The organism is Streptomyces sp. NBC_00457 (assembly GCF_036014015.1).
Classification (GTDB): domain Bacteria; phylum Actinomycetota; class Actinomycetes; order Streptomycetales; family Streptomycetaceae; genus Streptomyces.
In genome coordinates, this window is the sequence record NZ_CP107905.1 from 9754656 (window position 1) to 9768183 (window position 13528).

Sequence of the window (13528 nt, forward strand, 5' to 3'; positions counted from 1 at the left end):
GGGGTGAAGTAGTCGAGGCCTCGATGAGCACATGCAAACAGAGCGGGCTGACGGCTTCCGATCAGTTCCCTGACAGAGAGCTGACGTGACGCAGATCACAGGCGCGTCGGGGTGGCCAAATGCCTTGCTGTGTAAAGGAGTTGCAAGCACAGGCGCTGCTTGGTGCGGCAGGTCAGTGCTCGGCTTCGGCGTGCCCGAGCCAGTAACCGAACCCTCGGCGTGTGTGAATCAGGCCGGGCGTTTCACGGTCGACCTTGCGCCGCAGCCGGGAGACGAGTTGCTCGATGGAGTTGTCGCCGCGGTGGTCGCCCCAGACGTACTGTGCGATCTGCTCCTTGGAGAGCACCCTGTGGGCGTTGGCGAGCAGATGGTGCAGCAGCCGGTACTCGGCCGGCGTCAGGTCCAGGGTGCGGGTGCCGCGGCGCGCCTCGCACAGGGTGTCGTCCAGGACCAGGTCGCGGTAGCTGAGCGTGCCGTCCCGCGGATGCCCGGGGCGCGCATCCCGCAGCAGGACCTGCACCCGGGCCAGCACCTCGGCCACCCGGAAGGGCTTGGTGACGTAGTCCCGTTCTCCCGGGCCCAGTTCGGGCACGAGGTCGCCCAGCGAGTCGTACTCCGTCAGGACGAGCACCGGGGGGCGGTGGGCCACGACGGGCCGTTCCTGGGCCAGGCTCACCATGTCCGGCAGCGCCGAGTCGACGACCATCAGGTCGAACCGCTGCTCCTCGAGCCGCTCCAGAGCCTCGCCCCCGGTCCCGGCCAGGGCGGTGCGGTATCCCGCCAACTCCAGGGTGGTGGAGAGGAGTTCGGCGACGCCCGGCTCATGGACGACGAGTAGGAGGTGCTGACCGGCTCCCCGGGCGAGTGCCGGTTTCGCTCGGGCGCCACTGCCGTCCATGCGCTCCACCCTACCGCTCCGCTTGCCTAACTCAACTAATTCCCGCGAGGGTTCGGGTTCGGGATCAGGGCGTCGGCGTGAGCGGTGCCGGCCACATGCCGATGACGGTGTCCTTGGAGCGATCCCTGAGATCGACGTCGAACGTCGTTGACAGAGCACCCGTGGCCCTCAGGCGCGTCCGGCCCCAAGGTGTAGCGGACTACACCATCGATTCGGGAGGCTGGTCCCTCGTGTCGGCAAGCGGCCGGCGGGATCGTGGTCCCCAGAGATCACAACAGATCCGCACCTGTGCACCCCGCCGTCTCCCCTTCCCACGAAGGACACTTTCATGAAGTCGCCGCTTGCCACCGTGCGATCGTCCGTCGCCGACCTGTCGCTCTGGTCGTTCCTCGTGGGTGGCCTCGCCGGGTCCCGTGTCCGGCACAGGATGTGACCCGCCGAGCAGGGTTTGGTGGGGCATCCACACGAGCCCGGAGACGCCGCGCTCATGACCCGTACGTGCCCGTGCGTACCACCCCCTCCTGATCGCTATGGACTCTCCCGTCAGACCGGGCCCGAGTAGAGAGCCCGGCAACTGAAAGGCAGGACCTCTCCATGACCGCTGACAGCCGACCCCGTCGTCGTACTGCCTCCGTTGCCACCGCCGTAGCCGCTGTCATCCTCACCACAGGAATGGCCACTGGATGCGATGACGCGGACGGCTCGAAAGCAGACAACTCGCTGGGCTGCCTCCGGAACGCCGGGACGATCGCCGACAGCCTCCGGGCGATCCATGAGGCCGGCCTGGACGCGGCGAAGGATCCCGAGCGGACCGAGGAGTCCATCGAAAACATCGAGAACAACCTCGACAAGGTCGACGGCGGGACGGCCGACGACAAGGTCGGCAAGGCGATTGACGACCTCAAGGACGCGATCGCCAACTACAACAAGGCCGTCCTCGACGGTGACACCGCCCCGGACGCCAGCCGGATCGATGCCGCGGCCGACGCGCTGAAGAATGTCTGCACGTCGTAACGCATCCCGGCCGAATTCCCACACGGCGGCGCACCCGGCCTGGACGCCCCGGGCGGTGGCTTCTTACGACAGGGCACGAGCGCATGAGCGGGGTCCGGCGGACGGGACGAGTGCGTGCTCCCTCGCACCCATCACGTCATCAAGCGCATCCGTCGCCGCCCCTCCCAGCCCCGTACCGAAGTGTCCGCTTCCCCTCGCACAGGACTCCCACCGATGATCAGCAGCATGCTGCGGCGGTTCTGCGGTCACCCCCGCACCGCCGACACGGCCGTCGCCACCGCGGCCTTCGCCTGTTACTTCCCCGGCAGCGTGATCACGCTGCCGGGCCAGGCTCTGGAGGTTCCGTGGTGGCCCGGGGCGCTCCTGGCCGGCATTTCCTGCATCGCGCTGCTGTGGCGCCGTACGCGGCCCCGCATCACGGTAGCGGTGACCATCGCCTGCGCCACCGTGATGGCCGCTGTCGGTTACGTTCTCACCGTCATGCTGCTGGGACCGCTCATGGCCGCGCTCCACTCGCTGGCCGTGCGCTCCGACCGCAAGACGGCCAACTCCTTCACCTTCACCGGTATAGCGGTGCTCCTGCCCACGGCGCTGATTGCCGGCCCCGCCGACGAACCACTGATCCTCAAACTGATCGGCCCGGCCGCCTGGCTGCTGCTGCCCACCTCCCTCGGCACCGCCAGTCGGCTGCGCACGGCGCATCTGGAGGCCGTCCGGGCCCGCGCCGAGCACGCGGAACGCACCCGGGAGCAGGAACCACGGCACCGTGTCACCGAGGAGCGCCTGCGCATCGCCCGCGACCTGCACGACGTCGTCGCCCATCACCTCGGCCTGGCCAACATGCAGGCTGGTGCCGTAGTCCGCGCTCTGGCCTCCCGCCCCGAGGAGGCGAAGAAGATCGCCGCAGAGCTCACCGGCACCACCGCGTCGGCCGTGCGCGAGCACAAGGCGACCATCGGCCTGCTGCGCCACGCGAACGACCCGGACGAGCCCTCGCCCCCCACTGTCGGTCTCGCCCAACTCCCCGACCTGGCCGCTTCGTTCCGGCACGCCGGGCTCACCGTCACCCTCACCTCCGAGGGAGAACCACGGCCTCTTCCCGCCCGGACGGACCTCACGGCGTACCGCATCGTGCAGGAGGCACTCACCAACGTCACCAAGCACGCCCCCACTGGCACGGCCGAGGTACAGCTCACTTACGCCGACGACCTGCTGACCATCACCATCACCAACAGCGGGAGCACGGCGTCGACCGACCCGGCCTTCCCTCACGGCGGCTACGGGCCCATCGGCATGCGCGAGCGCGCCCACGCGGCCGGAGGCCGTCTGCGCGCGGGCCATCGGCCACGGTGCGGATTCGAGGTCGTCGCGGAACTGCCGTTGCGCTTGCTCCCCCTCGAAGAGCCCTCGGCGAAGGAGTACACGGCGCCATGAACCCAGGACGTCAGCGGCCCGCGCGCCCCCGAACGATCACGTCCGTTCGCCCAGGCCGTAGCCTTGCCGCCATGGGCAGAACGATCCGGCAGGCAGCGCGGGCCACGCTCCATCTGCTCGTGGCCGCAGCGCTGGCCTTCGGCCTGTACCTGTTCATCACCGTGTTGCTGATCACGGCCATCGGCACGGTCGCGGTGGTCGGGGCGTGGATGTTGCCCGAGACGGTGCTGCTGATCCGCCGGATCGCCGGAGCCAAACGCGCTCTGACGGGCGGCTGGACGGGTCGGCGGATCCCCGAGGCGTACCAGCCGATCACCGGCCCCCTGCGCGAGCGTCTGCGTACCGCCGTCCGTGACCCGGGCACCCTCACCGACCTACGCTGGATGGCCGCCTCCTACGTCTATGGAGCCCTGCTGTTCGCGGCGCTGCCGCTGTGGCCGCTGGGCCTGGTCGTCGACGGGGTGTGGTGCGGGCTGCTGCGCCGCGAGGCGGTCGTCCTGCCGTTGGTCACCCGCCTCGCCGACCTGGAGGCCCGCTGGTCCCAGGCCCTGCTCAAACCCTCGCCCCAGGCGCTGCTGGCCGCGCGGGTCGAGGAACTGGCCGCCACCCGGGCGGACGCGATCGCCGCGCACGGCGCCGAGCTGCGCCGTATCGAGCGGGACCTGCACGACGGGGCACAGGCCCGCCTGGTTGCGCTGTCCATGCGGATCGGGCTCGCGCAACGGGCGTACGACCGTGATCCCGAAGCCGCGCGCAAGCTGCTGGCCGACGCTCAGGACCAGGCCGAGGAGGCGCTGACCGAGCTGAGGCAGGTGGTACGCGGCATCCACCCGCCGATCCTCACCGACCGCGGTCTCGTCGGCGCCGTACGGGCGCTGGCGGCCAGCAGCGGGCTCGAGGTGACCATGCGGGTGGACGGCGGACTTGAGGAGGGGCCGCGGGCTCCGGCGGCGGTGGAGGCGGCGGCCTACTTCGCCGTCGCCGAAGCGCTCACCAACGCCGCCAAGCACAGCGGTTCACGGCGCGCGACCGTTCAACTGGAGCGCGTCCCCAGGGGTTTGCGGGCCGTCGTCCAGGACGAGGGGATGGGCGGAGCCGACGACAAGGGCGGCACCGGACTGCTCGGCATCCGACGGCGCGTCGCAGCTATGGACGGTGAGGTGACCGTGACCAGCCCCGCGGGGGGACCGACGACGATTGCCGTGGAGCTGCCGTGCGTGTGGTGACCGAGCCGGCGGGGACGAGGACAAGACCGATGTGGACAAGGACGGACCTGCCGTGCGCGTGGTGATCGCCGAGGACAACGCTCTGCTCAGGGAAGGGCTCGTGCTGCTGCTGACCTCGTCCGGGCACGAGGTCGTGGCCGTGGCCGGCAGCGGGCCGGAGATCATGCCCGCGCTGCTGCAGCACCGCCCGGACGTGGCCGTGCTGGACGTACGGATGCCGCCAGGCTTCCGCGATGAGGGCCTGCGGGCCGCCCTGGAGGCACGGGAGAAGATCCCCGGGCTGCCGGTGCTGGTCCTGTCCCAGTACGTCGAGGAGTCGTACGCCGCCGAGCTGCTCGGCGGCGGGGCGAGCGGGGTCGGCTATCTGCTCAAGGACCGGGTGGGCCGGGTCGACGAGTTCCTGGACGCCCTGGAGCGGGTCGCCTCCGGCGGTACGGCACTGGACCCGGAGGTGGTGACCGAACTGCTGACGCGCCGCCGGGACTCACCCCTTGACTCCCTCACCCCGCGCGAGCGCGAGGTGCTGAAGCTGATGGCGGAGGGGCACGACAACGCCACCATCGCCAAGACGCTGGTCATCACCGAGCGGTCGGTCAGCAAGCACATCGGCAACGTCTTCCTGAAGCTGCACCTTCCGCCCAGCGACAGCGGGCACCGCCGGGTGCTCGCTGTGCTGGCCTACCTCAACGACCATCAGCAGAAGGAGTCTTGAGCGCTCACCGGAGGACATCCAGCACGGCGTCCGCCATCCCGCGTTCGCCGCGCGCGTTGGGGTGGACGGCTGCGGCCGGGCTGCTGGGGACAAGGGGTTCGATCCAGCGGGTGGCCGCGTCCGAGCAGGCATCGCGGCCCTCGGACGGACCGTACGTGTCGACGTACACTGCTCCGGACGCCTGAGCCCGCTCCCGCAGCTCGCTGTTGAGCTGCTGCTCCTTCTCCCTCAGGTAGCTCATGTCGCCAGGCGCGAGGGGCAGGTCGCCGCCGCAGCCGGTGCCGTCGGCGGGCAGGATCGCCGGATAGCCGACGACGTAGACCCGGGCCTGGGGCGCGCGGCGGTTGATCTTCGTCAGCGCGCCGGCCAGCCGTTCGCCCGCGGTCTCGATCTTCCGCTCCACCTCGTCGGTGCCGCGGTCGACGTAGTGCCGTTTGCAAGGGGTGTCCTCGGGGATGTACTTGCCGCTGCCGAGGGCCTGGTACGCCACCCCCATCGTGACGCACCGCTTGATCATCGAGCCGAAGCCGATGTCGTTGCCGCCGATGCCGAGGGTGACCAGGCGGGTCTTCGGCGAAAGCGCTGCGAGCTGGGGCGGGTTGGTGCCGTGGTCCGTGAGCTGAGGTCTGGTCAGGGCGGTGATGGTGGCGCCGCTGCAGCTGACATCGCGGAAGTCGGTGTCCTCCACGCCAAGATGTGAGGCGACCAGTGCCGGGTAGTTGTGGTCGGAGCGGTCGCAGCCGGCCGGGGTGCCTGTCTGGCCGGGGATCTTCGGGCCGGCGGTGTAGGAGTCGCCGAGGGCGACGTACGGGCCTTTCGCAGCGGGGGCGGCTTGGGCCTGGTCGTGCTCGTTCCGGGCGACGCCGACCACGGTGGCCAGCGTGCCGCAGGTGACGAGGGCGCCGACCAGTACGGTCCGGATGTGAGGTGCCATCAAAGGGTCCTGCCTTCAAGTTCGGTCACTCCCGCGAGGCGCGGGTACGTAGGGCGGCCGACCGCCGGGGGGCGCGGGGCCGGAGCAGTGCGGGCGGGGCCATGTGCCGCGGGGGCCCGGGCGTCGTCCGCTGCGGGGAGGGCGGTGGTGGGGCGGGCGAGGTGGAGGATTCCGCGGGCGGCGAGTGCTGCGCCGGTGAGGGCCGGGGCGATGCCGGGGAGGCCGCCGTGGATGTGCTCGCCGAGGAGGGTGAGGCCGATGGCCGATGCGGCCAGAGGGTTGGCCAGGGTGAGGGTGGCGAGGGGAGCGCCGAGCCCGCCGGTGTAGGCGGTCTGGGACAGCAGCGGACCGCCACGGCCAGGGCGACGGCCGGGACAGCCACCGGTGCGGTCTGCCAGGTCGGCAGACGGTCGGTGCGCAGGACCGTCCGGGTGAGCGCGGAGCCGGTGCCGGAGGCGATCCCGGAGGCCGCCGCCAGGGCCAGGGCGAGCAGGACGACGAGGGAGGCGGTGACCGCGACGGCCACGGCGGACGGGGTGGTGAGGACGCCCGTGGAGTCCCCGCCGGTCGCGGTGAGCGGGAGCGGGGCGGCGAACCCGGCGAGGGCGAGCGCCATGCCGTGCCGTTCGCCACGGCTGACGCGGCGTCCGGCACCGCGGGCGGCGAGCGGGACGGCGGCTGTGACGGTCAGCGCGCCGAGGCACTGGACCGAGGTGAGCGGACGGTACTTGAGGGCAGTGACGTGCAGCGCCGCGCCCGTGGCATGGGCGGCGTTCGACGCCCACCAGGCAGGACTGGTCAACATGTGCCGCAGCTCATGCCCGTCGGCGGAGGCGACACGGTGCTGCGTCGTGGCCGCGGCGGCGTAGGCGGCGATGGAGGCGAGCGCCAGTACCACGGCGACCGTGATGTTCATCGCGGGGCTCCAGTCGAGGGGGTGTTGCGGCTGGTGAAGTCCGGCCTGCGCAGCGGGGCTTGCGGGGCGTCCTGCTGTGTCGTCCACGATTCCCTGGGCCGGCGGCCGGGACGAGGGAGCGCTCTCCCGAGGCGGGGGTGTAGCGCGCTGCACCCCGCGCCTCCGGCCAAGTCCACGAGCCCGGCGGCCGGAGCTGGGGGAAGCTCCGGCTACCGGGCCCGGGATCGCGCTGCCCCTGTCCCCACGGGGGCGGCGCGGGGGCCGCCGCCGCTTCGGCGGCCCCGGTCGGGAGGCGGCCGCCCCAAGAGGGGGCCGCGCGGTCGCCGCTAGCCGATGGGGACGGGCTCGGCGAGCGGCCGGTCGTCCGGGTCGGCGGCGGGAGCCGTCAGTGCCGGGACCTTGCGGCTGAGCTTCTCGCCCTCGACGTCGATGTCGGGCAGCAGCCGGTCCAGCCAGCGGGGCAGGTACCAGGCCTTGTCACCGAGGAGGGACAGGACGGCGGGGACGATCGCCATGCGGACGACGAAGGCGTCGAACAGGACCGCGATGGCCAGCCCGAACCCGATCATCTTGATCATCGACTCGCCGGCCCCGATGAAGCCGGAGAAGACGGCCATCATGATCAGTGCGGCGGCCACGACCACCCGGGCACTGTGCTTGAACCCGGAGACGATCGCCGTCTTGGCCGCGTCCCCGTGGACGTAGGACTCGCGCACCCGCGAGACAAGGAACACCTCGTAGTCCATGGCGAGACCGAAGACGATGCCCACCAGGAAGATCGGCATCATGCTCATGATCGGCCCGGTGGACTCCACGCCCAGCAGGTCGGCGCCGTGCCCCTGCTGGAAGACCAGCACCACCGAACCCAGCGCCGCCAGCACGGACAGCAGAAACCCGAACGCGGCCTTCACCGGCACCAGCAGAGACCGGAACACGACCAGCAGCAGGACGATGGCGAGTCCCACCACGACCGCCACATACGGCATCAGCGAGGCCTGCACCTTCTCGGCGACGTCGATGTCCAGCGCGGTCTTGCCGGTGACCTCGAAGGAGGCGCCGGCCTTGGACTCGATGCCGGGGCGTTCGTCTCGGATGGTGGTGACGAGATCCTTGGTCTTCTCGTCCGTGGGTGCGGTGGACGGGACGGCGGAGAACACGGCGGTGTCACCGGCGGAGTTGAAGCGGGCCGGTGAGACGGACACGACCCCCTCCGTGGTCCGGACGTCCTGCGCGATCGCTGCCACAGCCGCCTTCGCATCCGCGGAGCCCTGGGCGTCCACGACGATGGTCAAGGGTCCGTTGAAGCCGGGACCGAAGCCCTCGGCCAGGGCGTCGTACGCCCGGCGCTCGGTGGTGGAGGTGGGCTTGGCCTCGTCGCCGGGCATGCCGAGCTGGAGGTCCAGGACGGGCGTGGCGACGGCACCCAGGCCCACGACGCCGAGCAGCAGGACGGGCAGCGGGTGGCGTACGACGATGCGCGCCCAGCGAGATCCGCCGTTGTCCTCCTTGCGCTGCTTCCTGCGGTAGCGCGGGGAGTTGCGGCGGGCGCCGCGCGAGAGAACGGCGTTCGGCCAGAAGCCGAGGACGGCCGGGACCAGCGTCAGGCACACCAGCACCGCGACCAGGACCGCGGCAGCGGCGGCGAGCCCCATCTTGGTGAGCAGCGGAATGCCGACCACGGACAGCCCGGCCAGCGCGATGACGACCGTGAGGCCGGCGAAGACGACCGCCGAACCGGCCGTACCGGCGGCGAGACCCGCCGCTTCCCGCGGCGGGTGCCCCTTGGCACGCTCTTCCCGGTACCGGGAGACGACGAACAGGGCGTAGTCGATGCCGCAGGCCAGACCGAGCATGGTGGCCAGCGTGCCGGTGCTCTCGGACAGGCCGAGCGCCTCCGACACGGCCATGATCCCGGCCATGCTGAGGCCGACACCGAGGATCGCGGTCAGCAGTGGCAGCCCGGCGGCGGCCATCGACCCGAAGGTGATCAGCAGGACGAGAGCGGCCACCGCGATGCCGACCACCTCGGCGGCGCCGCCCGCCGAGGGCTGGGTGGCCAGCGCGTCGCCGCCGACCTCGACGGTCAGGCCCGCGTCCCGGGCCCCGTCGATGGCGCGCTCCAGGTGGTCCTTGCTCGCATCGGTCAGGTCGGCGGCGCCGGTCTTGAAGCTGACGGTCGCGTACGCCGTCGTACCGTCCCGACTCACCGCCTTCGCCTGGAAGGGGTCGACGGCACTGGCGACCTGGGTGCCGTCGGCGGCCTCGTCGACGAGGTGCTCGATGGCCCTTCTGTTCTCGGTGGCGGTGACCTTCTCACCGCTCGGTGCCACGAACACGATCCGGGCGCTCGCCGCGTCGGCCGCCGAGCCGGGGAAACGCTGCTCCAACAGGTCGAACGCCTTCTGCGACTCGATGCCGGGCATGGTGAAGCCTTCGTCCGCGGCGGCAGGCGCCTTGGAGGCGGCGAAACCGGCGGCGCCCAGCACCGCCACCCACAACAAGGTGACGAACCAGCGCCACCGGAAAGCCACACGGCCCAGGCGATAAAGGACAGTTGCCATGGCGGAATACGCCTCCACATCAGCGGTTCAGGAACGGCGAGAAGTCGAAGAACCGCCTCTGTGGGGGTGCGCCCTGTTTGTTCATAGGGGAGCTGGGAGGGGGCCCTTCCGTCGCCCTCCACGATTCCGTCGGCAGCGTGTCGCCACGAGGGAGCACCCTCCCGAACCGGAGGTGTAGCCCGCTACACCCGTCGAGATGGGAAACGAGTGGGAACGGTGCGAGAGCCTTCCGCCCGACGGCGCGCGGCGGTGATCGACGCCGAGCCGCAAGGTCCTTGCTCGTGCCCGTTGGTGACCGAGGTTGTCGGTCAACGGAGCAGGGCTGGGAAGCGAGCGGTGTCAGGACACGTCCGCTAGAGATCTTTAATGGCTGGGGCTACGGCGGTTGGAGGTCGAGTCCGGTCTTGGCGATGAGCCCCTCGACGAGGTGCGGGCGGTACTGCATCCGTTTCAGCCGCGTCTTCACCAGCACGGCGAGCTGGTCGAGGCTGTGTTTGGTGAGGTTGGCCAGGGATCTCTTCAGGTGCGACGACACGCCCTCGACCGGGTTGAGCTCGGGAGCGTACGGCGGCATCTGGTAGACGGTCAGCCATAATCGCGCGGCGATCAGCCGTCGCATGGTGCGGCTGACGTGCGTGTTCAAATTGTCCCAGACCAAGACGACGGGACCGCCGAGTTGCTGGTGTGCGGCGTCGAGCAGGCGGGCGTAGTCGGTCTCGGTGAAGCCCTTGCGCCGCCCCTTGGCGGGGCCGCGGTCGAGGTGAATGCGGTAGATCAGGCGCGGCGCGGCTGGATGCGCACGGTGGCGACGTACTTGATCCGTCGGTACGCGATGTAGTGCTGCTGGGTCTCCTTCTGCATGTCACCGTGTGACAGGAGCACTTCGTCCAGATCCCAGTAGAGGTCCTTGAGGTCCTGAGGCGCCTCGTCGAGGTACTGCTGCACCGACTTGGGAGCGGGTGAACTCGAGGATCGGGGGGCGTCGAGGATCGTCCGTCCTGACGGAGAAGCGACACCGGCAATCGTGGCAACGAGCTGCAGCGTGAGCACGTCGTCGAAGATCCGATACATCACCAGGTCGATCCTGCGGCCGATCATCTCGATCGCCACGGTGTCGTGGCGTGTGAAAGCCCCAGCGACGCAGACGATCCGGGGATTGCTCCAGTCGATCTCGGCAGCGGCCTCAGCGCCGAACTTGTTCTTGACCAGACTCTCGAACTCATGGTGGTGGTCGTGGAGCCATGACAGGTAGGAGAGCCCCTGGTTGATGACGTTCTGGTCGCGGGAGCGCTTGTACTCCACGATGACTGGTGTCCCGCTCTCGTCCAAGCCGAGGGAGTCGATCCGGCCGCGGTGACGTCCGGTGCGGTACTCGGTCACCAGGAAGCGGATACCGAGCATGGCCTCCATGTTGGCCTCGATCAGCGTCTGCAGCTCGCGTTCCACCCCCACGGACGCCCCAGATATCTCGGTAGCTCGCCCACCTCGCAGCCTGAAGACCTTCAGGTTGCTCATGCCCCTCCCCGACTCCACCTTGATCACTGCGTATGGACAATCGCGGTGAAGAGAGGCCTATTCCCCAGATCCCGCTCCAGCCGTACGGGCTGAGCCGGTCACGGTTGGACCTTCGATGCCGTGGGATCGCGTGGCATCAGCCGGGCCGACTACTTCCTTTGCCGACACGACGTGAACGTCCAGGTGCGGCCGTCTTTGCTATCCGTTCTTGGCGAACTCGACGAAAACCGCCCAAGCTGCGGGCTGGATGGCCAGGAGTCCGTGACTGCGGGCCTTGGTGTCCCGCACCATCACCAATCCCGGTTCACTGTCGGCCACTTCAACGCAGTTCTCTGTGCCCGTGTAGGAGCTGGTACGCCACTTTGGGGTCACAGGGGGCATGGTGCTCTCCTAGTCGTTCGGCATCTGATCAAAATGTCGGGTGGCGGTGAGGATGAGGTCACGGACGGCCGTGCCGTAGACCGCGGACTGCTTCAACAGGGCGAAGGCCTTGGCATACAGGTCGATCTCTCGTGGCTGGGTTACTGAGAACTCTGCCGAGTAGGTCTCCACCAGAACGAGCTTGTCGTCGAACATGGAGAAGCCGTGACCGAGCCAGATCTCGGTGGCTGCGGCACGGGGGACGATGCCGAGGCTCACGCGGGGCAGTCCCATCAGGGCCAGGAGGCGGTCGAGTTGAGACTTCATGACCTCTGGCCCGCCTACGTTGGAGTACAAGGCCTGTTCGCCGAGGAGCACGTTGTAGATCCGGTTGCCCTCGTAGAGGTACCGCTGCCGTTCGAGTCGCTTGCCGACGGCGGCCTCTGTGTCGTTGGGGAACTCCAGGAAACTGACGGCCTGTTGGAAGATCTCGGCGGCGTAGTCCGCTGTCTGGAAGGTCCCCCAGATCATGTTGGGGTGCCAGATCCGGAAGACCTTGGTCTTGGCATAGACCGGTAGGGACTTCTTCTGTCTGGTCTCGGCGCCCGTCTGGACCTGCCGGCGCCACTCAAGCCACAGCTCATCAATGTGGCGAACCGTGGCGATCAGGTCCTCGATGTGTTGCTCTTGCCGGGTCGCCGTGCACCAGGCCCTGATGTCTTGCTCGCTGGCGTTCTGCTTGCCGTGCTCAAGGCGAGAGACCTTGGACTCTTGCCAGTTGAGGGCACGTGCGAGGGCCCGGCCGCTGGTGAATCCGGCATCCTTCCGGAAGCCGCGCAACCGGGCACCCAGTGCCTCGCGCGTTTCTTGTGCTTGGTTGCTCACGGATGGTTCAGGGCTTGTACTCGCGGTGCGGGATGGCCAGTTCCCAGAGCAGATCGCGGACTCGGACGCACTCAGCAACGGCCTCGGGAGCCTCGACCAGCTCCGAGCCGAGCACGCGGCCGTCGCTGTCGAAGTGCCCCACGGCCAGGAGGCGACCGTCGAACAGCCACCAGTCGTTGCCGTCGACGGGGAAGGCCAGCTCGTCGGGAAGCAAGTGACGCGGCAGCCAACGGATCTCCTCGCCAGCCTGCTCGTTGTGCGGAGTGGCGGCGTACTCCCACTGGATGTAGGGCGAGTGGGGCTCGGTGACAACGCGCACGCGACGGACGGTCTTGGCCTCTTGGGAGGCGCGCTTGATGAGCTGCGCCCACGGCTCCATGTACGAGTAGTCGACCGGATCTCCCCGAAGCCAGCACTCGAACGGCCCGTCCTCGTCCGGGACGGAGTAGTCGTCCCTCAGCTCCAGATGGAAGGCGTCCTTCGTGAAGGTCTCAAAGAGCCGGTTGCGCTTGGCGCTGGAGATCAACTCCACGCGGTTCCTCCAGTAGGGCGGTGATCGCGGCCTTGGGGACCTCGACCACGGTCTCGTAGTCCGGAATCTCCATCTGGGACAGCGCCTCGGGGTCGGTGACCTCCAGGCCTTGGACGACGTACGTGCCACCGGGCGTGAGGACCATGATCGGATCCTCGATCTGCCTGAACTCGCCGGCTACCAGTCCGTCCTCCTTCAGGAACTCGAACAGCTCCGTCGGTACTTCTACCGCCGTCTGCCCCTCGGGAATGTCGAGTTGCATCAGCAGGTCGTTCGCGAAGATTTTCCAGCCCTGGACGAGGTACGTGTCCCGGTCCGTGGCGTACAGGGTCGGGCAGTCGCCCACGGTGGAGTTCTTACCAAGGAACCGTAGCTGCATGGCGCTCTCCTGTCTGCTGCCTTGCGCTGATTTGCGCGACGCCTCGATGGTCGAGGGCATGTTCGAGGCCGTCAATCGACTTTCCGCAAACTCGCGCAATCTTCTTGGGAGTTGGAAGACGGCAGTCCTACGGTCGTTCTCGAACCCGAGCAAGCAAGGAAG

13 protein-coding genes and 1 pseudogene are annotated in these 13528 nt (G+C 69.1%); 4 read left to right on the plus strand and 10 right to left on the minus strand.

The window, feature by feature from the left end; translation table 11 throughout:
- Window positions 1-172: 172 nt before the first annotated feature.
- Entirely contained in the window at window positions 173-898 is a 726-nt protein-coding gene (locus OG828_RS44490) for a response regulator transcription factor (RefSeq protein WP_328370303.1), read from the minus strand.
- Between the two features lie 594 nt (window positions 899-1492).
- Between OG828_RS44490 and OG828_RS44495 the strand changes: the two genes are divergently transcribed.
- From OG828_RS44495 to OG828_RS44510, 4 genes are all read left to right on the plus strand, one after another.
- Window positions 1493-1912: a hypothetical protein gene (locus tag OG828_RS44495; protein ID WP_328370306.1), complete on the plus strand. Its 420-nt coding sequence runs from the start codon at window positions 1493-1495 to the stop codon at window positions 1910-1912.
- A gap of 213 nt (window positions 1913-2125) precedes the next feature.
- Window positions 2126-3346: a sensor histidine kinase gene (locus OG828_RS44500; protein WP_328370310.1), complete on the plus strand. Its 1221-nt coding sequence runs from the start codon at window positions 2126-2128 to the stop codon at window positions 3344-3346.
- A gap of 71 nt (window positions 3347-3417) precedes the next feature.
- Window positions 3418-4572 carry a sensor histidine kinase gene (locus tag OG828_RS44505; RefSeq protein ID WP_328370312.1) on the plus strand — a complete coding sequence of 385 codons (1155 nt, stop codon included), beginning with the start codon at window positions 3418-3420 and terminating at the stop codon, window positions 4570-4572.
- A 52-nt stretch (window positions 4573-4624) separates the two neighbouring features.
- Window positions 4625-5284, plus strand: a complete 660-nt coding sequence (locus OG828_RS44510) for a response regulator transcription factor (RefSeq protein ID WP_328372680.1) — start codon at window positions 4625-4627, stop codon at window positions 5282-5284.
- 4 nt (window positions 5285-5288) lie between these two features.
- On the opposite strand, the gene OG828_RS44515 is transcribed toward OG828_RS44510, so the two are convergent.
- The 9 genes and pseudogenes from OG828_RS44515 to OG828_RS44555 form a co-directional block, all read right to left on the minus strand.
- The gene (locus tag OG828_RS44515; protein WP_328370314.1) at window positions 5289-6218 is read right to left on the minus strand and encodes an SGNH/GDSL hydrolase family protein; all 930 of its coding nucleotides are present in this window, start codon (window positions 6216-6218) and stop codon (window positions 5289-5291) included.
- Window positions 6219-6243: 25 nt separating this feature from the next.
- Window positions 6244-7134: a hypothetical protein gene (locus OG828_RS44520; protein ID WP_328370317.1), complete on the minus strand. Its 891-nt coding sequence runs from the start codon at window positions 7132-7134 to the stop codon at window positions 6244-6246.
- A 326-nt stretch (window positions 7135-7460) separates the two neighbouring features.
- Window positions 7461-9695, minus strand: coding sequence for an MMPL family transporter (locus tag OG828_RS44525; RefSeq protein WP_328370318.1), 2235 nt, complete (start codon window positions 9693-9695; stop codon window positions 7461-7463).
- Between the two features lie 376 nt (window positions 9696-10071).
- A pseudogene (locus OG828_RS44530) lies at window positions 10072-10479 on the minus strand (transposase); the annotation flags it as partial.
- Window positions 10470-11210, minus strand: coding sequence for a transporter (locus tag OG828_RS44535; protein WP_328370319.1), 741 nt, complete (start codon window positions 11208-11210; stop codon window positions 10470-10472). The pseudogene OG828_RS44530 and the gene OG828_RS44535, both read right to left, overlap by 10 nt.
- Before the next feature lie 198 nt (window positions 11211-11408).
- Window positions 11409-11591 carry a DUF397 domain-containing protein gene (locus tag OG828_RS44540; RefSeq protein ID WP_328370320.1) on the minus strand — a complete coding sequence of 61 codons (183 nt, stop codon included), beginning with the start codon at window positions 11589-11591 and terminating at the stop codon, window positions 11409-11411.
- Window positions 11592-11600: 9 nt separating this feature from the next.
- Window positions 11601-12455: a helix-turn-helix domain-containing protein gene (locus OG828_RS44545; RefSeq protein ID WP_328370323.1), complete on the minus strand. Its 855-nt coding sequence runs from the start codon at window positions 12453-12455 to the stop codon at window positions 11601-11603.
- A gap of 7 nt (window positions 12456-12462) precedes the next feature.
- Window positions 12463-12987 carry a DUF6879 family protein gene (locus OG828_RS44550; protein ID WP_328370325.1) on the minus strand — a complete coding sequence of 175 codons (525 nt, stop codon included), beginning with the start codon at window positions 12985-12987 and terminating at the stop codon, window positions 12463-12465.
- A complete protein-coding gene (locus tag OG828_RS44555) occupies window positions 12947-13366 on the minus strand; it encodes a hypothetical protein (protein WP_328370327.1) in 420 nt (139 codons plus the stop codon). The genes OG828_RS44550 and OG828_RS44555 overlap by 41 nt, the downstream gene beginning before the upstream one ends.
- Between the last annotated feature and the right edge of the window lie 162 nt (window positions 13367-13528).